General features: G+C 44.9%; 26 protein-coding genes. 24 read left to right on the top strand and 2 right to left on the bottom strand.

Going from position 1 to position 24,551, the window contains the following annotated elements; translation table 11 throughout:
* Window positions 1-3 precede the first annotated feature (3 nt).
* From NST94_RS20240 to NST94_RS20150, 19 genes are all read left to right on the top strand, one after another.
* A complete protein-coding gene (locus NST94_RS20240) occupies window positions 4-756 on the top strand; it encodes a demethylmenaquinone methyltransferase (protein WP_139329851.1) in 753 nt (250 codons plus the stop codon).
* A complete protein-coding gene (locus tag NST94_RS20235; RefSeq protein WP_076127498.1) occupies window positions 749-1,621 on the top strand; it encodes a UbiA-like polyprenyltransferase in 873 nt (290 codons plus the stop codon). The genes NST94_RS20240 and NST94_RS20235 overlap by 8 nt, the downstream gene beginning before the upstream one ends.
* The gene (locus NST94_RS20230; protein WP_036676229.1) at window positions 1,621-2,223 is read left to right on the top strand and encodes a flavin prenyltransferase UbiX; all 603 of its coding nucleotides are present in this window, start codon (window positions 1,621-1,623) and stop codon (window positions 2,221-2,223) included. Before NST94_RS20235 ends, NST94_RS20230 begins: the two co-directional genes overlap by 1 nt.
* A gap of 4 nt (window positions 2,224-2,227) precedes the next feature.
* Window positions 2,228-3,088 carry a menaquinone biosynthesis protein gene (locus NST94_RS20225; RefSeq protein WP_076127500.1) on the top strand — a complete coding sequence of 287 codons (861 nt, stop codon included), beginning with the start codon at window positions 2,228-2,230 and terminating at the stop codon, window positions 3,086-3,088.
* A complete protein-coding gene (locus tag NST94_RS20220) occupies window positions 3,085-4,053 on the top strand; it encodes a polyprenyl synthetase family protein (protein ID WP_076127501.1) in 969 nt (322 codons plus the stop codon). Before NST94_RS20225 ends, NST94_RS20220 begins: the two co-directional genes overlap by 4 nt.
* Window positions 4,054-4,152: 99 nt before the next feature.
* Complete coding sequence (gene ndk, locus NST94_RS20215) at window positions 4,153-4,596, top strand: nucleoside-diphosphate kinase (RefSeq protein WP_076127503.1); 444 nt, start codon at window positions 4,153-4,155, stop codon at window positions 4,594-4,596.
* A gap of 27 nt (window positions 4,597-4,623) precedes the next feature.
* The gene (locus tag NST94_RS20210) at window positions 4,624-5,427 is read left to right on the top strand and encodes a protein-glutamate O-methyltransferase CheR (protein WP_036676236.1); all 804 of its coding nucleotides are present in this window, start codon (window positions 4,624-4,626) and stop codon (window positions 5,425-5,427) included.
* 105 nt (window positions 5,428-5,532) lie between these two features.
* Entirely contained in the window at window positions 5,533-5,694 is a 162-nt protein-coding gene (locus NST94_RS20205) for a hypothetical protein (protein WP_179088774.1), read from the top strand.
* Between the two features lie 192 nt (window positions 5,695-5,886).
* On the top strand, window positions 5,887-7,056 hold the full coding sequence (gene aroC / locus NST94_RS20200) for a chorismate synthase (RefSeq protein ID WP_076302762.1): 1,170 nt from the start codon (window positions 5,887-5,889) through the stop codon (window positions 7,054-7,056).
* Window positions 7,057-7,058: 2 nt separating this feature from the next.
* A complete protein-coding gene (gene aroB / locus NST94_RS20195; protein ID WP_076302761.1) occupies window positions 7,059-8,162 on the top strand; it encodes a 3-dehydroquinate synthase in 1,104 nt (367 codons plus the stop codon).
* Window positions 8,156-8,530 (top strand): chorismate mutase, encoded by a 375-nt coding sequence (aroH, locus tag NST94_RS20190; protein ID WP_076127508.1) that lies wholly within the window; start codon window positions 8,156-8,158, stop codon window positions 8,528-8,530. Before aroB ends, aroH begins: the two co-directional genes overlap by 7 nt.
* 431 nt (window positions 8,531-8,961) lie before the next feature.
* The gene (gene trpE, locus NST94_RS20185; RefSeq protein ID WP_076302760.1) at window positions 8,962-10,527 is read left to right on the top strand and encodes an anthranilate synthase component I; all 1,566 of its coding nucleotides are present in this window, start codon (window positions 8,962-8,964) and stop codon (window positions 10,525-10,527) included.
* 40 nt (window positions 10,528-10,567) lie between these two features.
* A complete protein-coding gene (gene trpD, locus NST94_RS20180; RefSeq protein ID WP_175617300.1) occupies window positions 10,568-11,608 on the top strand; it encodes an anthranilate phosphoribosyltransferase in 1,041 nt (346 codons plus the stop codon).
* Window positions 11,598-12,428, top strand: coding sequence for an indole-3-glycerol phosphate synthase TrpC (gene trpC / locus NST94_RS20175; RefSeq protein ID WP_076302759.1), 831 nt, complete (start codon window positions 11,598-11,600; stop codon window positions 12,426-12,428). The genes trpD and trpC overlap by 11 nt, the downstream gene beginning before the upstream one ends.
* Entirely contained in the window at window positions 12,421-13,098 is a 678-nt protein-coding gene (locus NST94_RS20170; RefSeq protein WP_076302758.1) for a phosphoribosylanthranilate isomerase, read from the top strand. The genes trpC and NST94_RS20170 overlap by 8 nt, the downstream gene beginning before the upstream one ends.
* Window positions 13,095-14,294 (top strand): tryptophan synthase subunit beta, encoded by a 1,200-nt coding sequence (trpB, locus tag NST94_RS20165; RefSeq protein WP_076127515.1) that lies wholly within the window; start codon window positions 13,095-13,097, stop codon window positions 14,292-14,294. The genes NST94_RS20170 and trpB overlap by 4 nt, the downstream gene beginning before the upstream one ends.
* Window positions 14,291-15,115, top strand: coding sequence for a tryptophan synthase subunit alpha (trpA, locus tag NST94_RS20160; protein WP_076127517.1), 825 nt, complete (start codon window positions 14,291-14,293; stop codon window positions 15,113-15,115). Before trpB ends, trpA begins: the two co-directional genes overlap by 4 nt.
* 60 nt (window positions 15,116-15,175) lie before the next feature.
* Window positions 15,176-16,273 carry a histidinol-phosphate transaminase gene (gene hisC / locus NST94_RS20155; RefSeq protein WP_339281206.1) on the top strand — a complete coding sequence of 366 codons (1,098 nt, stop codon included), beginning with the start codon at window positions 15,176-15,178 and terminating at the stop codon, window positions 16,271-16,273.
* 46 nt (window positions 16,274-16,319) lie between these two features.
* Window positions 16,320-17,414: a prephenate dehydrogenase gene (locus tag NST94_RS20150; protein WP_076302757.1), complete on the top strand. Its 1,095-nt coding sequence runs from the start codon at window positions 16,320-16,322 to the stop codon at window positions 17,412-17,414.
* 476 nt (window positions 17,415-17,890) lie between these two features.
* Here the strand turns inward: NST94_RS20150 and NST94_RS20145 are convergent, their stop codons facing one another.
* Together NST94_RS20145 and NST94_RS20140 are read right to left on the bottom strand one after the other, a co-directional pair.
* A complete protein-coding gene (locus NST94_RS20145; protein ID WP_339281205.1) occupies window positions 17,891-19,195 on the bottom strand; it encodes an MFS transporter in 1,305 nt (434 codons plus the stop codon).
* 217 nt (window positions 19,196-19,412) lie between these two features.
* Window positions 19,413-19,979, bottom strand: coding sequence for an XRE family transcriptional regulator (locus tag NST94_RS20140; RefSeq protein ID WP_038572428.1), 567 nt, complete (start codon window positions 19,977-19,979; stop codon window positions 19,413-19,415).
* A 922-nt stretch (window positions 19,980-20,901) separates the two neighbouring features.
* On the opposite strand from NST94_RS20140, the gene NST94_RS20135 reads away from it, so the two are divergent.
* The 5 genes from NST94_RS20135 (at window position 20,902) to NST94_RS20115 (ending at window position 24,454) form a co-directional block, all read left to right on the top strand.
* Complete coding sequence (locus NST94_RS20135; RefSeq protein ID WP_036676255.1) at window positions 20,902-21,489, top strand: sigma-70 family RNA polymerase sigma factor; 588 nt, start codon at window positions 20,902-20,904, stop codon at window positions 21,487-21,489.
* A gap of 152 nt (window positions 21,490-21,641) precedes the next feature.
* A complete protein-coding gene (locus tag NST94_RS20130; RefSeq protein ID WP_051490909.1) occupies window positions 21,642-22,088 on the top strand; it encodes a hypothetical protein in 447 nt (148 codons plus the stop codon).
* Between the two features lie 178 nt (window positions 22,089-22,266).
* Window positions 22,267-22,854: a histidine phosphatase family protein gene (locus NST94_RS20125; protein WP_076302756.1), complete on the top strand. Its 588-nt coding sequence runs from the start codon at window positions 22,267-22,269 to the stop codon at window positions 22,852-22,854.
* A gap of 89 nt (window positions 22,855-22,943) precedes the next feature.
* On the top strand, window positions 22,944-24,029 hold the full coding sequence (locus tag NST94_RS20120; protein ID WP_076302755.1) for a hypothetical protein: 1,086 nt from the start codon (window positions 22,944-22,946) through the stop codon (window positions 24,027-24,029).
* 245 nt (window positions 24,030-24,274) lie between these two features.
* Window positions 24,275-24,454, top strand: coding sequence for an IDEAL domain-containing protein (locus tag NST94_RS20115; RefSeq protein WP_036676261.1), 180 nt, complete (start codon window positions 24,275-24,277; stop codon window positions 24,452-24,454).
* The last annotated feature ends 97 nt before the right edge of the window (window positions 24,455-24,551 follow it).

The raw sequence follows: 24,551 nt of genomic DNA, 5'->3' as shown, positions 1-24,551 counted from the left end.
TGGATGACTATGGACAAAACTACAACTGCTGTGGGTGATAACAGCAAGCCGAAGGAACAGTTTGTGCACTCGGTGTTTGAGAGTATTGCAGGTAAATATGATTTGATGAATGACATCTTAAGCTTTCGCCGCCATAAGGCTTGGCGTAAGTTCACGATGAAGAAGATGGGTATGAAGCGCGGGGATTCAGCTGTAGACTTATGCTGCGGCACTTGCGATTGGAGCATTGCCTTGGCCGAAGCCTCACAGACAGGGAATGTGATAGGGCTCGACTTCAGTGCAGGCATGCTTGAAGTGGGGCGCCGTAAGGTGGAGGAGCGCAAGCTTCAGGACCGGATCTCTCTCGTACAGGGCAACGCTATGGAGTTGCCTTTTGAAGACAACGCATTTGATTATGCAACGATTGGTTTTGGACTCCGCAACGTACCGGATCTTGTTCAAGTGCTGAACGAGATGAAACGGGTGGTGAAGCCCGGAGGAATGGTGGTCTGCCTGGAGCTTTCCAAGCCGATGAAACAACCGTTTAAAGGTATCTATTTCTTTTATTTTCAGCGTGTACTCCCATTGCTGGGCAAGTTATTCGCTAAAAGGTATGAGCAATACAAATGGTTGCCAGAATCGCTGGCGCTGTTCCCTGACCGGGAGCAATTAGCTGCTATTTTCCGTGAAACCGGACTGCAAAAAGTGGAATCCTTCCCCTTGACCGGAGGCATCGCGGCATTACATATTGGGCTCAAGGAGAACGGGAATGTTTAAGAAAATCGGTATCTTTTTACAAATGATCAAGTTTGAACATACGGTATTTGCTTTACCTTTTGCTTTTATGGGCGCTTTACTTGGTTCCGTTGTCATGTTTGGCACACTACCTACCTGGAGCCAGATTGGTTGGATCGTAGTGGCTATGTTTGGGGCACGGAGCGCTGCTATGGGTCTGAATCGACTGATTGACCGGATAAGTGATGCTAAGAATCCACGCACAGCGGGAAGAGCTATTCCTGCAGGATTATTGAAGATCGGTGAAGTCGTCATTTTTATCGGCATTTCGTTTTTCTTACTCTTTTGGGCAGCCTTTAAGCTGAATCCTTTGTCGGCCAAGCTCTTGCCAATCGCAGTTTTCCTTCTTGTCATTTATTCATTTACTAAGCGCTTTACATGGGCCTGCCATCTTATCCTCGGTCTGACCATTGCGCTTGCACCTTTAGGCGGTTGGGTAGCTGTAACTGGTAGTGTGAATTGGACTTCAATGGTATTTTATTTCACTATTGTGTTTTGGACTGCAGGTTTTGATGTAATTTATTCTTGTCAGGATGTTGAGTTTGATCTAAAAGAGGGCTTGAAGTCCATTCCGGTTCGGTTCGGGGTTCAAGGTGCACTCTTTATTGCCCGCGTATTTCACATTCTCACGGCGATTGGTTTCGTATCGTTGCTGTTTATGACGGATTTAAGCTGGTGGTATGTAGCAGGCATGATCATCGCATATATCATTCTCTTTTATGAGCACTACATTGTATCTCCGAGTGACCTGAGCCGTCTGCAGACTGCTTTTTTCACTATGAACGGCGTATTGAGCATCGTGGTGTTCTCTTTCACTTTGATTGACTTGGTGGTGCAGTTCTACTAATGACGCTTACTAAACCGAAAAACATCGTGGTTGGAATTACAGGAGCAAGCGGTGCGATATATGGTGTTCGTCTAACTGAAACCTTGCTGTCACTAGGCTACTCCGTGCATTTGGTAGTTAGCAATGCGGGCTGGCGCGTATTTAAAGAAGAACTTGGCTATATCGCATCAGACCGGGAGGGCTTTTTGAACGAAAGGTTCAAAGGCTATCCCGGTTCTCTGCTTTATCATCCTGTTGCGGATATCGGCGCATCCATTGCAAGTGGTTCGTTTCGTGTGGAAGGGATGATTATTATGCCTTGCTCTATGGGAACATTATCCGCGGTAGCGAATGGGACCTCTGATAATCTGATGACACGTGCTGCTGACGTTATGCTCAAGGAAGGCCGCCCACTGGTGCTTGTACCTCGTGAGACTCCACTGCATGCTATTCATCTAGAGAATATGTTGAAGCTGTCCCGTCTGGGAGTTCGGATGATTCCCGCAATGCCGGCTTTTTATTTTGGGCCGCAAAGTATGGATGATCTGATTAATTTCATGGTGGGCAAAGTGCTTGACAGCTTTAATATTGAACACAATTTATTTCGAAGATGGGGGGATTGAAAGGATGGACAATAACAGCCACACCATCATTGGCAAAATCAGCTATACCAACTCATGGCCGGTATTTCACAATTTTCATCCCTCTGCACTGAAATATCCTGCAGAGATGGTGAGTGAGGTACCTGCCATTCTTAATCAGGGGATGAGCCGTGGAACTATTCATGTAGGTGCTTTATCCTCTTTTGCTTATGCTGAGGCCAGTGACAAATTATTACTTCTACCTGATTTATCGGTTAGCGCGGACGGTCCTGTGAGATCAATATTCCTTTTTTCCAGGGTGCCATTTGCTCAGATTGGCAGCGGTAAGATCGCTGTTACGAATACTTCTGCAACCTCAGTAAATTTGCTGAAAATTTTAATGGAAAAAGCTTTTGGCAATAAACCGGAGTATATTAGCGCTAATCCTGATTTGGATGACATGATGCATGAAGCGGATGCCTGTTTATTAATTGGTGATAATGCTATTAAGGCCTCATGGCAGGATCAAGGTTATATCGTTACTGATCTAGCTGAGGTTTGGAAGGAATGGACGGGCTTAGGGATGACCTTTGCGGTCTGGGCAGTGAATCGAAAGGCTGCGGAGGACAAACCGGAAGCTATTTCTGAGATTGCAGAGGCTTTTGCCGAGAGTAAAATGCGGGGATTGAGAGATTTAGATCCTATTGTACAAGCAGCTTGTTCTAACATTGGAGGAACAAAGTCTTATTGGGAAGGGTACTTCCGCAATTTATGTTATGATTTTGGAGAAAGGCAGCAGCAAGGTTTGAACCTCTATTTCCGCTATGCCTATGAGATGGGCCTGCTGCCGCAGGAAGTGAAGATGGAGATTTGGAGCCATAAACTGTTGACACGGGTGAAAGAATGAAACGACTGCAAATATTCGGATTACTGAACAGAGATATGGATCAGATTGAAAAAGAGCTGTACCGCAGTGTACAGGGGGATGACGATCTGCTTACAGAAACCTCCCTGCATTTATTAAAGGCAGGCGGCAAAAGATTACGTCCCGTATTTGTCCTAATGGGCGGGAAATTCGGTAAGTATGATCTGGAAAAACTGAAACGGGTGGCGATACCGTTAGAGTTGATCCATAGCGCTTCACTGGTCCATGATGATGTGATCGACGATGCAGAATTGCGCCGTGGTGAACTCACCGTGAAAGCAAAATGGGGCGATAAAATTGCCATGTACACTGGTGACTACATATATGCAAAAGCGCTGGTTATGACTACGGAGCTGAAGAATCCACGAATTCATCAAATTCTGTCTAAGGCGATGATCGAAATGTCGATCGGAGAGATGGAGCAGATTCGTGACTTTTTCAACAGTGAGCAAAGTGTACGTCATTATCTACGGCGTATCCGCCGCAAAACAGCCCTGCTGATTGCAGTTAGCTGCCAACTCGGCGCTCTTGCTGCTGAGGCAGATCCAGAAGTAGCTCGTCTGCTTTATAATTATGGATATAACGTGGGTATGGCGTTCCAGATTCGTGATGATTTACTGGATCTCTCAGGCACAGAGAAACAGATCGGTAAACCTCCGGGCAGTGATATGCGGCAAGGAAACATTACACTTCCAGTGATTTATAGTCTTGAGGATGAGCGACTGCGCGAGTCATTGCTTGAGGAACTGAAGTCTATACGTGAGGGACATAGCACGGTAGGACATGCGATTGATCTCATTCTTTCCGGAGACGGAATCGCCCGTTCTGAGGAGCTCGCTTCACGTTATATCGACAAGGCGCTGGCGGCGCTGGAACAATTGCCTAACAATAAGACTAAGCGCAATCTGCGCGATATTGCGTATTTTATAACAGGTAGAAGTTATTGATCTTCTGGTGAGATTGAAATTAAACGTTTCCAGAAAGCAATGTTTCTGTTAAGATAGCGTCAAAACAACCCTTCAAATGGGAAAATGGAGAGTGCTTCTATGGAAAAGACGTATCTGATGGTCAAGCCTGATGGAGTTCAACGTGGATTAATAGGGCGTATTGTTGCCCGCTTTGAGGATAAGGGGTTTAAATTGGTCGCTGCTAAACTGATTACAGTTAGTGAGGATCAAGCGAAAAGACATTATGCTGAGCATGCAGGCAAAGACTTTTTTTCAGAGCTGGTCTCTTTCATCACTTCAGGTCCAGTGTTTGCAATGGTATGGGAAGGCGATGATGTCGTAACTTTATCCCGGACACTCATAGGCAAAACAAAAGTTGGAGAAGCTCTGCCAGGCACGATTCGTGGCGACTTTGCCAGCCATACACCACTTAATTTAATTCATGGATCAGACTCGCCTGAAAGTGCAGAACGGGAAATTGCTAATTTCTTTGCTCCAGATGAACTGAATCAGTATAACAAAGACATCGCAGTCTGGATGTAAGGTCCAGGTGGGAGGCAGGGGATTAACATGTCTGATCGTAATGTTGCAGCATTAACAACAGATCCAGATTATAGCGGATTTATTCACAACGTTAAACAAAGCACCGGAATTGATCTGGCTCAATATAAAGAAGCACAGATGAAGCGGCGTTTGACGACTCTTCGGATGAAGAATGGGTATCATACCTTCAGTGATTTTTTTGCGGCGATGATGAAAAATAAGGACTTATTTTATGAATTTTTAGATCGAATGACGATCAATGTCTCTGAGTTCTGGCGGAATCCGAATCGCTGGGAAGTTTTGCGGGATATTATCCTCCCTGACCTCCAGCAGTCGGGCCGCAAATTAAAGCTGTGGAGCGCGGCATGTTCCACAGGCGAAGAGCCTTACACGCTGGCTATGATTTTGTCGGACAAGAATATATTGGCGCAGACAGGTATTCTTGCCACTGACATTGATGATGGCGCTTTATCCAAAGCAAAGCAGGGTCTTTATTTGGAACGTTCTTTAAAGGATGTGCCGAAAGACGTGGCAGCACGTTATTTTACGCCGGAAGGCCCTGTCTTCAAGGTCAGCGATTCACTTAAGAAAAACATAGATTTCCGCAAACAAAATTTGCTCTTGGACAAGTTCGACGAAGGTTTCGATCTTATTATTTGTCGCAATGTTATGATCTATTTTACTGAAGAAGCGAAGAACAAGCTCTATCATAAGTTTTCAGCTAGCTTACGTCCGGGTGGTTATTTGTTTGTGGGCAGCACAGAGCAAATCTTTACACCGGCTCAATATGGCTTTGAATCGACGGAAACTTTTTTCTATCGTAAAAAATAAATACTTTTTGCTCCTTCGCCATTAACTTCAAAGGTATACTTTCGCAAAAGTTCAGTGATACTGGATAGTAGAATCTGTACGCTAAGTGAAAGGAAAGTTAAACCGATGGACAAAAGCAAGGTCATTGCCGCGTACAAACGAGGCTTTATCACCGTTCGTGAGTGCGGGCAAATTCTCGGTGTGGAAGAAATGCAATTGGAGCGCCTTCTGCAGCTGGAAGAGCGTAAGTCTACATTCCCTTCACCAAGCCAGCGGCTCGGCAGCTAACAAGCTGAGGACCGAGCCGAGGAGCGCCATTCATACTCTTAAGGGTATGGATGGCGCTTTTTATTTCGGTATACATACAGTGTTTCTAGGGAGATCCCTTTCTTGTCAAAGCGGATTCCCTATACTATAATGAGCAAAGATCATAGGATTTTAGCGGTTTACAGTTTAAAAGTATAAAAGGGGGAAGACATCATGAGTTTACGCTATTTAACAGCGGGGGAAACGCACGGCCCCCAGCTAACGGCTATTATTGAGGGATTGCCAAGTAATTTAACTTTGGATTTTGAAGAGCTTAACTTTCAATTGCATCGTCGACAAAAGGGATACGGACGTGGACGCCGCATGCAGATTGAAAAAGATACGGCACAAATTGTAGGTGGAGTACGTCACGGCTATACTACGGGTGCTCCGGTAGCCTTGGTAGTAGAGAACAAGGATTGGACTCACTGGAAGAACATTATGAATATTGAACCTATTCCAGGCAGTGATGAAGAAAAACGCCGGGTAAATCGGCCGCGTCCTGGACATGCAGATTTGAATGGTGGATTGAAGTACAATCATACGGATCTTCGCAACGTTCTGGAGCGCTCCAGTGCCCGCGAAACCGCAGCCAGAGTCGCATGTGGCGCTGTAGCCAGACAGCTGCTGGCAGCTTTTGGTGTGAAAGTAGCAGGTCAAGTCATTCGCATTGGTGAAATTGAGGCACCTGTAAATGATCTGCCTATCGATGAACTGATTGAACGGACAGAACAGTCTTCTGTCAGAGTTGTCGACAAAGAAACAGAACAGAAAATGGAGGCTTACATAGATCAGATCAAGGAAGAGGGAGACTCCATCGGTGGAATCGTTGAATGTATCGTCGAAGGACTGCCCATTGGACTTGGCAGCTATGTACAGTCAGACCGGAAGCTGGACGGGGCGATCGCTGGGGCAGTGATGTCGATTAATGCCTTCAAAGGCGTTGAAATCGGCATTGGATTTGAAGCAGGAAAATTGCGTGGATCGCAAGTCCATGATGAAATTATGTATGAAGCTTCTAAAGGATACTATCGCGCAAGCAATCGTTTAGGCGGTTTTGAAGGCGGGATGACGAATGGCATGCCGGTAGTGGTTCGTGGTGTTATGAAGCCTATTCCTACCTTGTATAAGCCACTTCAAAGTGTAGATATCGATACGAAAGAACCTTTTACAGCTCAAGTAGAACGTTCGGATGCATGTGCGGTTCCAGCGGCATGTGTGGTTTTGGAAAGCGTAGTGGCATGGGAAGTTGCCAAAGCATTTCTTGATAAATTCGGCGGGGATTCTCTCGAAGAAATTAAAGCGAACTATGAAAACTATCTTGCACAATTGGAGAGTTATTAATCATGCGTACAATCAATGTAGATTTGGGAGATCGTTCTTATCCAATCCACATCGGTAGTGGTCTGCTGCAGAACATTGGCCAGTACTGTGCTGAGGCTGGACTGTCCACTCGTAGCCCGCTACTGGTTGTGAGTGATAGTGAAGTAGCTCCACGGTATTTACCGGCGCTTGAAGAAGCTCTACGTCAGCAAGGTTATACCGTAGTAAGCCATATTATGCCGGCAGGGGAAGCATCCAAATCATTAACCGTGTATGAAGAGGTTATGACGACCGCGATTCAAGCGGGACTGGATCGCAACTCAGCGGTGTTGGCTTTAGGTGGCGGAGTTGTTGGTGATTTAGCTGGTTTTGTAGCAGCTACCTACATGCGCGGAATAGGATTTCTACAAATTCCAACGACGATTCTGGCCCATGACAGCAGCGTAGGCGGCAAAGTGGCTGTCAATCATCCACTAGCCAAAAATATGGTTGGTGCGTTCTATCAACCTTCGCTGGTGCTTTACGATTTGGATACCCTTCGCACGCTTCCGCCACGCCAAGTCTCTTCTGGCTTAGCTGAAGTAGTGAAGCATGGTCTGATTATGGACAAAGAATTTGCATATTGGTGCCGTGAACATGCTGATGAGCTGCTTGCTCTGAATGCTGAAGCCCTCGGTTATGCCCTTGAGCGCGGTTGTGCGATCAAAGCTCATGTCGTGGCGAACGATGAACGTGAGCATGGACTTCGGGCGATCCTGAATTTAGGCCATACGATCGGCCATGCTATTGAAGCGGTTGGCGGATATGGTGTGTTTTTGCACGGTGAAGCGATTGCGATTGGTATGGCGGGTTCGGCGCTGCTGGCTGTAAAGCTTGGACGTGACCGATCCATTTATGAGGATACAGTATCTATGTTATCTGCCCTTTCACTGCCTATACAGCTTCCTTCTGAATATGATGAAGAGGAGCTAATGGAAGCGATGATGCATGATAAGAAATTCAAAGAAGGCAGAATGACTTTTATTGTGCCTGATGCCATAGGAGCCGTTAGTATTGTAAACGATGTACAGGAATCGCTTGTGCGAGAGGTTCTCGCAGAGCTTAAAAAGGAGGGGAAACCGTGGTAAATCGAGGGATTCGCGGAGCAACTACCGTGATTAATAACGAAGAAACAGAGATTTTGCGTGAAACCGTTGTGCTGCTGCGGGAGATCGTTGAACGCAATAATGTTATAGCTGAGGATATTAGCAATGTATGGATTACGATGACCAATGATCTGGATGCTACTTTTCCGGCAAGAGCCATACGTGAGATTGAGGGCTGGGAAATGGTGCCGCTTATGTGTTCTACGGAGATCCCGGTCAAAGGCAGCCTGCCGATGTGTATCCGGTTAATGGTGCAGTTTAATACGGATAAATCACAGCGTGAGATCCGCCATGTGTATCTGAATGAAGCTCAGAAGCTTCGTCCGGATTTGTCGCAGAGTAAGTCTTAAATTTGAGTTGTGGGTTGTCAATGACCCTTGTCATCATGTATAGTGTAATTAGCCGAGTATAGAAGAGTTTAGTTGAGTTGAGATGAGTATAGTTGAGCAGAGTGCAAGAAATTTTTGCGAATATAAGAAAGTATAAGCTTTGTTCTATACATTCTTATATTTCACGCATATACGCTTACCGTCCTTATAAGGACGCTGAAGACGTTATGCCTGATTAGCAGTTTTTGTGTACGCAGAGTCTTTATTTTGATATGTACTGGAGTGTTATTTCACATCCGTGATGTATCTTATTTAGAGATAAGTCTGTAGGCACAACATAACGATGCTGATCATTGCTCAAAAACATATACTTACTTACACAAACCCTCTACTTTGGTAGAGGGTTTTTCTGTGTTTCGGAAAGATTTATATAACTAAGGGGGCATCTAAAAATGACGAATCCGAGTGTTCAAGAGGTGGTAATGCTGTCGCAGGATTATAATCTGATTCCTGTTGTGAAGCGGCTGCTGGCTGATATGGAAACACCTATCCGGTTATTCCAACGTTTTGCTGAACGTGACCGCGCGTTCTTACTAGAAAGTGTAGAGGGTGGCAAACAATGGGCCCGGTATTCGTTCATCGGCAGCGATCCCTTTTTAATGATATCGGGAAAAAAGGGTGCGATTAACGTAGAGATCGACGGTAAGAAAAAACAGCTGCATGGAAAGCCGATTGAGGAGCTTAAGGCGCTGCTTCGTTCATACCGTAGCCCTAAGCTGGATGAGATGCCGCCTTTTACTGGAGGAGCTATCGGATTTTTTGGATATGATCTGCTGCAATATTATGAGAAGCTGCCTGAGCATCCAGTAGATGATCTCCAAATGGATGATATCCGGTTTATGTTCTGTGATCGCATCATTGTTTTTGATCATGTGAAACAACAAATTCTCCTAGTTGGCAACCTGCATGTTAAAGACGGTGATACGGACTCAGATATCAAATCCAATTACGAAAGCTTAAGTCGTAAGCTTGAGGATATGGCCGAAGAGCTGCAGAAGGAAGGGCCTAAGGAAAATGTGAACCGCCGCAGTATTCCGCAGGATATTGAGCTGGGTGAGATTCATTCCAACCTGACTAAAGAACAATATATCAACAACGTAGAACAAGCGAAGGAATACATTCGGGCTGGCGATATTTTTCAAGTGGTGTTGTCGCAGCGCCTGCATATTGAAACGGAAGTTTCTCCACTGCATGTATACCGGATGCTCAGGACGCTTAACCCATCTCCATATATGTATTATTTGAAAATGGATGAAGAGATTATTGTTGGAACCTCACCGGAAGCGCTCGTAAAGGTAGATGGAAATCGTGTGGAGACACGGCCGATTGCCGGAACAAGACCAAGAGGTGAAAGTGAAGCTTCGGATCGTGCTTACGCCGCGGAGCTGCTGGAGGATGAAAAAGAACGTGCAGAGCATTTGATGCTAGTTGATCTAGGTCGTAATGATTTAGGAAGAGTGTCCAAATTCGGTTCTGTAAAATGTGATTCCTTTATGGAAATTGAAAGATACTCTCATGTCATGCATATGGTTTCGAATGTGTCAGGCACGCTTAGCGAGGATAAAGATTTCTTTGATGCCTTTCTCTCCTGTCTGCCAGCCGGTACTGTCTCAGGAGCACCTAAGCTACGGGCAATGGAGATTATTGCTGAATTGGAGCGAGAAGCCCGTGGTGCTTATGCGGGGGCGATTGGATATTTGGGATTCTCGGGAAATATGGATTCATGTATCACCATCCGTACAATCATCTTCCGTAAGGGCAGAGCATATGTGCAGGCTGGAGCGGGTATCGTTTGGGACTCGGTTCCGGAGAAAGAGTATGAAGAGACGGTGAATAAAGCGAAGGGCATGCTAAAAGCTATTCGTATGGCAGAGGCTATGTTCCCACCCGAGATAAAAGAGAAACAAGTCATCAATCAAGATTACATGTACGCATATACCCCTGAACAGGTGGTTTGATTAATAAAAAAGATTACATTAAGGCTGGAGGATGAACATTATGGATGCAACAAAATTGATACAATCAGGAATCGCTGGACTAATCGAAGGCAAAAGTCTGACACGTGTAGAAGCACGGGATATAATGGGTGCAATCATGCTGGGAGAGGCTTCACAGGCGCAAATCGGATCACTGCTGACCGCTTTACGGATTAAGGGAGAGACCGTGGAGGAGATTACGGGGTTTGCGGAAGCCATGAGAGGTTTCGGCACACCTGTCCTTACTGAAAAAGCGCGTCTGCTAGATACATGTGGTACGGGCGGTTCCGGCATCCATAAGTTTAATATTTCTACCGCCTCAGCGATTATTTCATCAGCGGCTTCGGTACGAGTTGCCAAACATGGCAACCGCTCAGCTTCCGGTAGAGCAGGAAGTGCAGATGTACTTGAAGCTTTGGGCGTCAACATTCATCTGAATGCGGATCAGGCTCGGGAATGCTTGGATCGAATCGGCATTTGTTTTTTATTCGCGCAAATCTATCATCCTTCGATGCGGCATGCGGCGGCACCGCGTAAAGAGCTTGGAGTGCGGACGATTTTTAATATGCTTGGTCCGCTTACGAATCCCGCTGGTGCTGACCGTCAGCTGCTGGGGATTTATGATCGGAATAAGACAGAGACGGTGGCTAATGTACTGAAGGAGCTGGGGTCCAAGCGTGCGATGGTTGTTAGCAGCTTGGATGGTCTGGATGAAATCAGCATCTCGGCCCCTACATTAGTGTCTGAGCTAAAAGAGGGCATCGTAACCACGTATGAGGTAACGCCAGAGGCATTAGGTCTTAACAGACATCCACTGGAAGCTGTGCTGGGTGGAGATGCAGCTGAAAATGCGGCGATTATTACCTCGGTCCTTCAAGGGCAGATGAATCCTTATCGCGATATCGTTCTTGCTAACGCCGGAGCCTGTATATATGTTGCTGGTCTGGCAGATACCATGGCCGGAGGCGTAGAGAGAGCAAAAGATGTAGTGGATTCAGGCAAGGCACTATCCAAGCTTAATCAGCTTGTAGCTATGACGGAGGAACTTAATTATGTATCTTGATAAAATTGTCGCGACTAAGATTAAAGAGATTGAACTGCTCAGTAAAAACTTTTCGCTGGCACAAGCAGAGCGTGATATTGCGCTTCTTCCGGCAACAAGAGGCTTTCGTAAGGCTCTGACCCAAGGGAAGAACAGAGATATGGGCTTGATCGCTGAGGTGAAGAAGGCTTCTCCTTCCAAAGGGTTGATCCGTGAAGATTTTGATCCTGTTTCCATTGCAAAAGGGTATGAAGCTGGAGGTGCAGATTGCTTATCTGTTCTGACGGACACAGAATATTTCCAGGGCAGCGCAGCTTATCTGCAGCAAGTGAAGGAAGCTGTAAATCTGCCGCTGCTTCGCAAAGATTTTATTATCGATGAGAAGCAGATCTACGAAGCACGTCTTCTCGGAGCGGATGCGGTGTTGTTGATCGTCGCTATTTTGACACCGGCACAACTGTCTCATTTTATAGATATAGCTTCAGAGCTTGGATTGGATATCTTGACTGAGGTGCATGACCGAAATGAACTGGCGGTTGTACTGAGCACAGAAAAGATAACCCAACCAAACGTTCTTCTTGGAATTAATAACCGTAATCTACGTACCTTTGAGACCTCTTTGGAGACAACAGCCGAGCTGGCAGCTCTTGTGCCGCAAGGTGTTCCAGTGATCAGCGAAAGCGGAATTTCCGGGTCAACAGACATCGACTACCTAAGAACTACTGGTGCTCACGGAGTGCTCGTTGGGGAGTATCTAATGCGTCAAGCTAACGTAGAGGATGCGGTTAACGGTTTGCTCGGGGAGCTTCCTAACGGAAAGGACCGTGTCCGGCATGGCTGAGACATTAGTAAAAATCTGTGGACTTCAGGACGTTGAAGTGCTAAAATCTATGTTACACTTACCACTAGATTATATCGGATTTGTTTTTGCACCTAGCCGCCGGAAGGTGTCCATAGAGCGTGCTGCCGAACTGATTGCAGAGCTTCCAAATTGGAAGACTGGTCAAATCCCTAAGGCTGCCGGGGTTTTCGTTAATCCGAAGCTGGATGAGTTGAACGAATTGCTGTCTGTGGTGCATTTAGATGTAATTCAGCTCCATGGACAGGAGAGTCCAGCTTTTTGCCAGCAGGTTCGCCGAGCTTATCCACAGGTTCAGGTATGGAAGGCACTGTCCGTTGCTGATCAAGAGCGGGAAAAAGTTGAAAATGAATATACCTTGGAAGATTACGCAGCTGCAGTAGATGCGGTTTTATTAGATACTTATGATCCATTGCAGAGCGGCGGCTCTGGCCGAACCTTCGCATGGAACAAATTACCTGCTTACCAAGAAATTGCAGTACAACATGACTTGCCCTTGTTTGTGGCTGGAGGGCTTCATTCAGATAATGTTGGTGAATTGCTTGATACCTATGCCCCGTATGGGGTAGACGTGTCGAGTGGAGTAGAGACTGACGGCATTAAGGATATTCAAAAAATGACAGCTTTTGTGGAAAGGGTGAAGCAATCATGATACAAGTACCGGACCAGCATGGACGTTTCGGTTCATTCGGAGGCCGCTTCGTGCCCGAGACTTTGATGAATGCATTGATTGAGTTGGAGGAGGCTTACCGTAAGTTTTCGGCAGATCCAGCTTTTCAGGAAGAAATAGATTATCTATTAAAGCAGTATTCCGGACGGGAGACCCCGCTGTATTATGCGGAGCGTCTGAGCAAACATCTGGGAGAAGCTAAAATATATCTGAAGCGTGAAGATTTGAATCATACAGGTGCCCATAAGATTAACAATGCGATTGGTCAAGGGATTCTGGCCAAAATGATGGGAAAAACGAAGGTAATCGCTGAGACGGGTGCGGGTCAACATGGTGTAGCCACAGCTACAGTTGCAGCTTTGCTAGGAATGGAATGTAAGGTGTTTATGGGGGAAGAGGATACACGTCGCCAGGCCCTTAACGTATTCCGGATGAAGCTGCTTGGTGCAGAAGTGATTCCCGTTACTTCCGGATCTCGTACTTTAAAAGATGCCGGCAACGAAGCGCTTCGCTACTGGGTTAGCAATGTAGATGATACCTTCTATATATTGGGTTCAGCTGTAGGACCACATCCTTATCCGATGATGGTTCGTAACTTTCAGCGGGTTATTGGGGATGAAACACGGCGCCAGATTCTGGAGGCTGAAGGAAGGCTGCCGGATGTGCTCGTAGCTGCTGTAGGCGGTGGCAGTAATGCCATCGGTATGTTCTATCCATTTGTTGAGGATGAAAATGTCGGTATGATTGGTGTAGAGGCGGCTGGTAAAGGCATTGATACCCCTTTTCATGCGGCAACAATGAGTAAAGGAACTCATGGCGTATTCCAGGGATCGATGAGTTATCTCCTGCAGGATGAGCATGGACAAGTAACAGAAGCACATTCCATCTCCGCAGGCCTGGATTATCCTGGTGTGGGTCCTGAACACTCCTATCTAAAAGATATCGAACGCGCAAAATATGTCCCGATTACAGATGCAGAGGCGCTAGATGCACTGAAGCTGCTATGCGTAACGGAAGGCATTATTCCAGCGTTAGAATCGGCGCATGCGATAGCACATGTTGTAAAAATGGGTCCAACCCTTACTAAGGATGATATTGTTGTCATCTGCCTGTCAGGCCGGGGAGACAAAGACGTAGAATCCATTATGGCGTATACAGAAGGGAAGGGAACTGAATGACAACCCAAACTACAAACCGGATGGATTTGGTATTCCGGAAGCTTAAAGCTGAGAACCGGACCGCATTGATTCCTTTTCTGACTGTTGGAGATCCAGATTTGGAGACTACTCTTGCCATCATCACTGAACTGGAGACAGCAGGGGCAGATATTCTGGAGCTAGGAGTACCATACTCTGATCCGCTTGCAGACGGCCCTGTAATTCAGCGAGCATCTGCCCGGGCACTGCGGGGTGAAGTTCACCTGCGCACTTGCATGGAGACCGCGTTAAAGGCTCGTGAAGCCGGCAGCAGTTTGCCATTTATCTTGTTTTCTTATTACAATCCTATCCTGCAAATGGGTCTAGATACGTTTTTTGCTGATCTGAACAAGCATGAAATTAGCGGACTTATTATCCCGGATCTTCCCGTTGAGGAATCAGCGGAGATGCGGCGCCGTAGTGATGAAGTTGGAGTCAACCTCATTCCTTTAGTTGCACCAACCTCAAGCGAACGTATTGCAAAGATTGTATCCGGTGCGAGCGGTTTTATCTATTGTGTATCTTCATTAGGGGTGACTGGAGAAAGATCCTCTTTCCATGCGGATGTAGAAGCCTTTATTGATTCCGTTCGTCAAGCTACGGATCTGCCAGTGGCTGTAGGATTTGGGATCTCTACTGGCGAACAGGTTGCCCGGTTTGCTCAGATTTGCGATGGTGTTGTAGTAGGAAGTGCCATTGTCCGCAAAATAGAAGAGGTAATTCCGTTGCTTGATCATCCTGCTACGCGGAATGAGGGACTGTTGCAAATTCGAGAATTTGTGGCACAATTAAAAAGACCATAACAGTGTCATTCTGACCTGTGTATAGTGGAGTAATCAACTATGGAGAGCGAGGACTATTGTATGAATCCAAAACCGAATATAGTTAATCTCCCTGTCTACAAACCAGGGAAACCTATAGACGAAGTCAAGAAGGAGTTTGGCTTAAGTGAGGTTATTAAGCTTGCATCCAATGAGAACCCGTATGGAGCTTCACCGAGTGCAAAAGAAGCAATTCTAGCAGAACTTGAGAATCTTTATCTTTATCCGGACGGCTCAGCCGTTGAATTGACTTCAGCACTTTCCAGCCGTCTTGGCGTGAATAACGACAATATTATTTTTGGCTGTGGCTCAGATGAGATTATTGCACTTATTGCTCGTGCCTTTTTCTTACCGGGTGATGAGACAATCATGGCGGACCAAACCTTCTCTGTGTATAAGAGTAACGCAGACATCGAAAGTGCGGTATCTATTGAGGTGCCACTTGTAAAAGGTACACATGAACTGGATGGGATGCTGGCCCGTATAACGGACCGCACTAAGGTTATCTGGATCTGTAATCCGAATAACCCAACAGGTACGATTGTTCCAGAGGAAGCTTTGGTTTCTTTCCTGGATGCTGTGCCTTCCAATGTAATGGTTGTCCTTGATGAGGCATACTGTGAGTATGTAACAGATCTTTCATACTCCAATGGTATCCAGTTACTGACTCGTTACAAGAATCTGGTTGTGCTTCGCACATTCTCCAAAATTTATGGCTTAGCTGCATTGCGTATTGGATACGGTGTTGCGAGTCCTGAGATCATTTCGTTGATCAACAAGGTACGTGAGCCTTTTAATACTTCACGACTTGCTCAAGCTGCAGCTATTGCTGCTTTGAATGATCAAGATTACGTACAGGAATGCCGTCGTCTTAACAGCGCGGGTATTGTCCAATTGCAAGGTGAATTCAAACGTCTGGGTCTAGAATCCTTCCCGGCACACGGGAACTTCATCATGGTAGATGTTCGTAAGCCTGCTACAGAGGTCTTTGATGCTTTGATGCGTAAAGGAATCATCGTAAGAGCGGGTCATCAGGTTTATCCGACTTATATTCGGGTTACTGTGGGCTCGGCTGAGCAGAATACAGCTTTTATCACCGCGCTGGAACAAACTCTTATAGAGAGTGGAGTACGCGCCTAGTAATAACAGCAAGTAAAGACTAAAGAAGGCAGGTAGTTCAAAGAACATGACGACAAAAATAGCAATATTCGGTGTCGGTCTGATCGGAGGCTCACTGGCCCTTTGCTTTAAAGGCAAGGAGGGCCTGACCGTCGTTGGCCATGCCCACCGTCCTGAATCCGCGAGTAAGTATATTAGCAGAGGTGTGGTCGATAGTGCCACATTGTCTGTGGAGGAAGCGGCAATCGATGCCGATTTCATTTTTTTATGTGTGCCGGTGGGTATGCTAGAGGATTATTTGCAGCAGTTAAGCAAATTGCCGCTCAAGCCCGGCTGCATCATTACAGATGTTGGAAGTACGAAAGCTAGTATTGCCGCATGCGCGGTCTCTTTGGATATTCCTGGAGTACATTTTATCGGTGGTCACCCTATGGCAGGATCAGAGCGTTCAGGTGTTGAGGCAGCTTCATCGCTGTTGTTTGAGAATGCCTATTACGTATTAACGCCTCCACCGGGAGTGCCAGACGAGGCTTATCATGCGTTGGAGTCCTTACTCCACCTTACTAGAGCGCAGATTGTACGCCTTAATCCAGAACGTCATGATGAGATTGTAGGCGCCATTAGTCATTTACCACATATTATTGCCGTTGCGCTGGTAAATCAGATTAAAGCTTATGATGATACTGACTCCTTGTTTAGTACGTTAGCTGCAGGGGGCTTTCGGGATATTACACGGATTGCGTCCAGTGATCCAATTATTTGGCGTGATATCTTGTTAAACAATCGTTCAGTGATGCTTCGTTTATTGAAGGATTGGAACGAGGAAGTTTCTTCTTTTGTTCGTTTGCTGGAAAGTGAAGATGGTGTAGGGATTGAAGAGGCATTTCATGAAGCCAATGGCTTCCGTAGTCAATTGCCTGAACGGCGTAAAGGTATGATAGCACCTTTATTTGACCTACATATTGATGTACCGGATCATCCGGGGATTATCGGTCGTATTGCTACAGAGCTGGGGGATCAAGGAATTAACCTTAGCAACGTACAAATTATCGAAAGCCGTGAAGATGTTCCGGGGATTATGCGTCTCTCTTTCCGTCAGGAGAACGATATGGAGCGGGCGAAGATCCTGTTGCAGCATCATGATTATACGGTATACGTGTAGTATTAAGGTTAGTTCGGGTTCATTTTTAAATCATAAAAAACAGTGAAATAGCGATTCTCATGTGAATAGAGAATCGCTATTTTTTTGTTTTTTGGGTTATTGGTTGCTTATTTCAACATGCCGTCAGTATCGTCATCGGCATCGGTACCACCATAAGTACCAGTATAAGTACCAGTATAAGTACCAGTATAAGTACCACCTAGTACTTACGGACCCTAATGACGTTATTTGCTCGTTTTTTGCCTTTGAAGCAGTCTTTCGGACTCCACAGACGCTATTTCACATAAAGAGGCTTATATTGGGTGTTTTTCGTGTCAATAGCTGCTATGCGGTCCGTTAGCATCCCAAATGCGGATTAATGCTGCATTTAAGGTCAACTGTGTCCGATAGCGTCTTAGTACAAGCTAAATGTTTTTTGATCAACGAAGCAAAGAAAGGAGTGCCGCAAAATGCTTCCGGATTAATACCCGAAGACTCTAATTTAGGTTTGGTTTGTTGCAACTGTTCCCCAACTCGCTTTCTTCATTTCGATCAGTATTTCTTCCAAGAAATTCTCTGGTACTTGAGTTTGTTTCTTCGTAACTAGCTTTTCTACCTACAAAACGATTTCTTGCTGCTCCTAGACCGACAATAAAGAGTAAGACCGAAGCTCCAAGCAGTATGAAAAGTGGCACGTTCCAACTATTTGTCGTGTCATGCAAATATCCTATAAGGGCAGGACCAATTGCGGCAAGCAGATATCCGATCGATTGCGCCATACCAGACAGTTCCGCTGCTTGATGCGCATTTTTAGTACGTAAACCGAAAAACATCATGGACAAGCTAAAGGCACAGCCTCCACCAATTCCGAGTATGATGATCCACAACAGAATGATGTTGGAGCTTCCGTAAAGCAGTCCGAGCGTTCCCGTCAAAAGCAAAATGGTTGTAATGAACACTAACGAACGTTGATTTGACATTCGCCCTGCAATAACGGGGACAATAAAGGTAAATGGAAGCAGTGCTAACTGCATTATTGAGAGGTACCATCCTGATTGGCTTGAGTCAATGCCTTGCTGTTTTAAAATTTCAGGCAACCATGCGATCAGCACATAGAAAATCATAGACTGCATCCCCATAAACAAGGTTACTTGCCAGGCAAGAGGGGAACGCCAAACATTCACATCATTGCCGGTCATCTGTTGACTCGTCGAGGCTGTTTGCTTCGTACGCTTCCTTAATTGAGGCAACCAGCAGAGGATCGATACAAAGCTTAGGATCCCCCAAATTCCCAATGCACCCTGCCATTTTAAACCTGCGTTTGCAGCTAGCGGTACACTGATTCCCGAGGCGATCGCTCCAGATAAACTCATTGAAATTGCAAATACACCAGTCATGGCACCGATTTTATTAGGGAAATCACGTTTGATTAAACTTGGCATTAATACATTACAAACGGCAATTGCAAATCCAAGAATTGCAGTTCCAATATACAGATTTGCAGCCCCAGATAAAGAACGTATTACAATTCCAACAGTCAAAAAGATCAGGGCAAACAAAATTAAAAGTTCAACTCCATACCTACGTCCTAGTTTTGGTACTAGAGGCGATAATAAAGCAAAGGTAAGTAAAGGTACCGTTGTGATCAAGCCTGCTAAAGTATTGGAAATATGAACGTCATCCCTTATGAGACCCACTAAAGGACCGACCGAGGTTAAGGGAGCACGTAAATTTGCGGCAATAATAATAATGCCGAGTAGTAGCAGCCCTAAAGATGATGGTACGAATTTTTTATTCGGCATTCTTCATTTTCCCTCCCAGAATTAATGCGTACTAATATCCGCGCGGACAATGAAAGTATAGTATAATATATTAAATTTAACAATAAGTATTTTAAAGTTTACTTTATTGAGATGGTTCTATAAATTGAAATGCTTATATTAGATAAAAAAATACAACTCAGAGTTTCCATTTAGAATGGAATACTGAGTTGCATGTAATAGGTGAAATTTTCGACTTTTAGAAACCATATTTTAAGGAGATATGGAGCACTGTTTCGCTATTCGTATGATTGGTATAAGAGTGAGGGCGATCTGCACGAAAACTGATCGTATCATATTGATTCAATGTGTACATTTCTCCATCGACTCGTATTTCAATGGAACCAGTCATTACTGTCGCAATTTCAGTTGTATTCACATGATGACCTTCAGGGTGATACGAACTATTTGGCTGTAAGTAAGCCCGACACATTTCAATATCGTTGCTTACATTTTTAAAGACGGGTTCTATGATCCAATTCTTTTGATCATTAGAAAACCGAAGACCTTCGCCTGCTCGATACAAACTAACAGGGTCTTCAGATTTGAACAAAGCTAATAGGGGCAAAGATATGCCTTTTGAAATTTTCCATATTATCGCCAAAGTTGGGTTTGTCTCGCCACGTTCGATATTCCCCAGAGTAAGTTTACTTACGCCCGTTAATTCCGCTAAGTCGTCTAAGCTCATGTTTTTTTCTTTTCTGTACTTTTTCAAGGCACCGCCGATTTGTAGTACCAGTTGTTTTGATTCATCGATTTCATCCATTTCAAATTCACCTCAACAAATAACTTTATAGCTAGTATATTGTTTATCCTGACTCTTTTCCATACGATTAGGATTAGAGGGTGGATTACACACGCAGCTATGCAAATGACGTCTATGTAACGAACCTGCCCGTAGGCTTATCACCTTCCCCGGTTTAATCCTTTATTTTTGCAAAAGGAAGGATACCAATGGGGTGAGCGCAGAGGAGGCTATATTTGTAGTGATCATCCAATGAATGACGTACAAGAGAGCCGTAACGCAGGGCTGCAAGACATTTGGAAATGTAATGAGCATATCCCTCTTCAAGTGGACGTAGACGGGGTAATAGATAATTGTGGGGATTTGTGGAAGCTAATTCGCTCGCTATAGTAAAATAATCTAATATAGATCATCTAAAAAAAGGTAGAGCGCTTTCAGGACAAAAAAAAGACCGCTTACAAAGTAAGCGGCTACAGTTCACAATAAATTGGAACCGTTAAGTATTGGATAGGAGTGGAGAGAAACCATACTGTACTTTTATTATATGTATACGTTTACATTTTGTCAACAGTTTTTAAAAATTGATAAATGTGTTATTTTTAAAGCCGGATTCTAAGTCAGAAATCCAATGTCGGGTCTTGCTGGCGAGTCGACCTATCTAAAGTCTATTAATGTCATCCTATGAGAATATGTGGTACAATAGAGCAGGTATGTTTCTAGATTCGTTTCTATATTTATGTAAAATTAGAAGTATGCCTTATTTCTTTTTGTCTTCTTCATATACATCATGCCTTAATTATCGGGTAGTTGAATATACATAGGTGTATTTCATAAAAAAACTAAAAATTTGCAGTAACACCGCAACTTTTAAAGCCCAAACCGGTATAATAAGTACGGACCGGATGGGAAAAGACGTGCAAGGGCGAGGAGGGCCAATCTCACCATGACGGATTCCCAGTTGATCCAGCAAATCAAACAAGGAAACACGGAATTATATTCAGAATTAATGCGTCGTTATCAACGTAAAATACTAGCATTTGTATATCATATGCTTAGAAATTCACATATGGAGCTTATCGCAGAGGACCTTTGTTCGGAGACCTTCTACAAGGCATTTCGTAGCTTGCATTCCTTTCGAGAGGTAGATGCTTCATTCTCAACATGGCTGTACACTATCGCCCGCAACACTGTTCTAAGTGAGCTTCGCAAGAACCGTGCCGGTAATGTATCTCTGGAAGAGAGTGGATATACACCAGTAGCACCGTTTGAAGTTGCACCCGAGCAGGCTGCATTGCGCAATGAACGGATGAATTTGGTCCGTGAGGCGATAAATAATCTTCCCGAAAAACAACGCTCTGCACTTATCCTACGTGAATATGATCAAATGGACTATCAAGAAATCGCAGAAATTTTAGATCAGAGTGTAAGCTCAGTGAAATCATTATTGTTTCGTGCCAGGAGTAGTGTGAAGCTTCAACTCGAATCCTATTTCAATGAGCCTGAAGTTGAAGAGCAGGTTGAGAGGGTGTAAGGCGAATGAATTGCAGGGAAGCGCAAGAATGTATTCCGCTCTTGTGGGACGCTCCCCCCACACATCCTAGGCGGATTTTACTTGAAAGACATATTGAAACTTGTCCTTACTGCGCTGCAGAATGGGCTCTATGGCAAGAGAGCAGCCTGCTTATGCAAGATTTGAGGGAAGAGATCAGTGAAGAGCGTGCTGAAGCCATAAATGTTAAGGTCATGGAGCGGATTTATTTAGAGAGTCCATGGTTGATGCCCGGTGACGGGAAATCTGCTGGGACCTCTGCTATTGTTCGCCATCGGCTTAGCTTATGGATCGCATGCTTTCTGGCAATATTTCTGTCCAGCGTTCTTTATTTTACGATGTTCAGAACTCCAGGTGATGCAGTTGTTGCTCAGAGTGGAATTGTGGAGACAGGTGTCGCTGGATCCTCGATGGAATGGCAATCAACGTATCCAATTTTGGGCTCTGAAGGTGGGATCATTGAACCCCTTGTAGTAAGTATGGGACCCACTCATCCTCAATACTGGATGATGTTATCAATGTTAGGTGTAGGCTTTGCAGTATTTTCATTAACTAGGCTGAATCGTTATCGCCGATCATAGAGGGTTATTAGACGTATGTCTTTGCTTCCGTTGTTTATAATATTCAGAACATTGAATGAGTCCCTTTACTTAATGTAATGAGGGGCTTTTTGCATTGTAAAACTCATAAAAAGAAGACTTTTTATTTCATCCATGTTACATTAAGAGACAAATACTTTGCTGAAAAGGGGGAGGCAACATGCTAATCGGCTTGATACGCCATGGATTGACGGACTGGAACGCGATAGGGAAAATACAGGGACAAAGTGATATTCCACTTAATGATGAAGGACGGATGCAAGCTGCAATGCTTGCTGACCGCTTATTACAGGAACCGTACAGCTGGGACTGCTGCGTTACTAGTAATCTTTCCCGCGCTGCTGAGACCGGTAAGATTATTGCTGACAAGTTAGGGATTCCGCTATTAGAACCTGATCAGCGTATCCGGGAACGTGCTTATGGGCAGGTAGAGGGGCTTACTGCCGCAGAACGTGAAGAGAAGTGGGGTAAGGAATGGAGCCAGCTCTCCCTCGGTCAAGAAACCGACGAACAGCTTCAGGCGCGGGCTCTTGCTTTTATGGAAGATATTTCTGCATTGCATCCCAATCGGAATATACTCGTCATATCCCATGGAGGATTTCTTGCTCAGCTGTATACTGCTCTTTACAAGGATAAGTATTCTGAACGAATTGGCAATCTATCCTTGACGATTCTGGAGAATAAAGAGCGGGAATGGAACCCTATTTTATATAATTGTACTCGCCATATCCTGCAAAATCAGCATTAACCCGGGCTTCGGGTTATTTTTTTTGCAATAAAGGGAATAAAATAGGCAGTATTCCCCATAATGGTAGTAAAACGGTGAGGCGATAAAACATGAATCTGGCGGATATGCTTACTTATGCAGATATTGGACAGCTGACCGCCATAGCGGGCCGCTACCGGTGTGAATGCAAACAGAATTCCAAACACGACTTGATCCAAAGTATTTTGATTATGCTTGGAAGCAGAAGTTTTATGGAGTCTCATATCCGGGAATGCGCTCCGGAGGATTTAAGGTTTTTAAATACATTGCTTTTTGATGAACGCACCTACTTTAGTCTTGAGGATTTGTTGGCTGTGGCAAGGCAAGCGTCTTTTAATGCACCTGAAGGAAAAACTGGAGGTTTCCGGGAGATGGTCTCTCGCTTCAAGAGTGGAGGCTGGCTCTTTAGTGGTTCCTCACAGCAGACCAGATATTTGTACCAGGTACCCAAAGATTTAAAAGAGCGTTTTCGGGAGACGATGAGTGCGCATATCAAAGAGAAAATCGCAACTAGCCCTGAACCTGTGATGTATCGCAGTGAAGGAGAATTAATGATCAGTGATCTGGTAATGCTGCTGAGATATATTAAGGACAATGAGCCAGAACTGAATCAGGAAGGGGCAATGTATAGGCGTTATCAGCAAGGTGTGATGAACGCGCTTCATATTCCGGAGGAGCTTCTTAGCAAAGGCGGTTGGAGGTTTGGTTATGGGAGAGCTTGTGAGCATTATCCTCCAAGATTTGCGCTTTTGTATGACTATATTCGTCACCGCCGCTGGATCTCTGAGGAAGGCTTCCGGCTAAGGCTTACTGCGACCGGTGAGGCTGTGTTAAACGATGGAAAATGTGATTCGTTGATGCAGATATTCTCTTTTTGGTTAAGACTATATAAAGGGGCTGTGCCAAATCTACCTTCACTTGTGTATTGGATAAGCATCAGCGCCGGTAATTGGGTGACAGTACCTTCTTTAGTGGATGGTGTGGGGTGGCTAATTAAACCGTTTTATTATGACAGTGCTGCTTCTATTCTAGAGCAACGTATAATACGGATGATGGTGCACCTAGGGATGCTTAAATTGGGCGAGACTTCTGGTGGACTCGCTGTGATGATGACGCCATGGGGGATAGAGACAGCCGTGCCTAAGTATCTTCGGTAGAGGTGCGTGTGCGAAATGCTTATGGGGATTACATACGCAGATGTAGGAATCCGTTATTGTTGCTGATGGGTACAATAGAGGAAGTATTGAGCGGAATGGGCAAATATGTAGAACGAAGACAGGATTGATGAATATGCTTTAGTAGGTGCCGATTCTCTTGAAACCGAAAACATAATCATCTTGATGGATATCAAAATATCAAATAACAAGAAAAAAGGATCTCTTAAACAGCGGAGGTGTATCGAATGGACAAAATGAAGGCTACGTATGAAGTGATGCTAGGACTTGCGGCAGAAATGGTGTGGGATGAAGCGCTGCGAAAGCGTCGCTCCGACATCTTGCACCGTGAGATTGACACGGCGCTGGCTACCGGAGATGAGATGGCTTTCCGAAATCTTACTGAGGAACTTAAAAGTTTGGCATAAAGAAATGCGCTTAGCGCATTTCTTTTTTTGCTTATAATCTACTCAATTTGCTTAATCGAACGAAAATATAAAATCTAAATCTGGACGTTCCTCCTCC

This window comes from Paenibacillus sp. FSL H8-0282 (assembly GCF_037963825.1).
GTDB classification, from domain to species: Bacteria; Bacillota; Bacilli; order Paenibacillales; family Paenibacillaceae; genus Paenibacillus_AQ; species Paenibacillus_AQ odorifer.
Note: the sequence above shows the minus strand (reverse complement) of the source record. Positions and strands in the feature narration are given on the sequence as shown.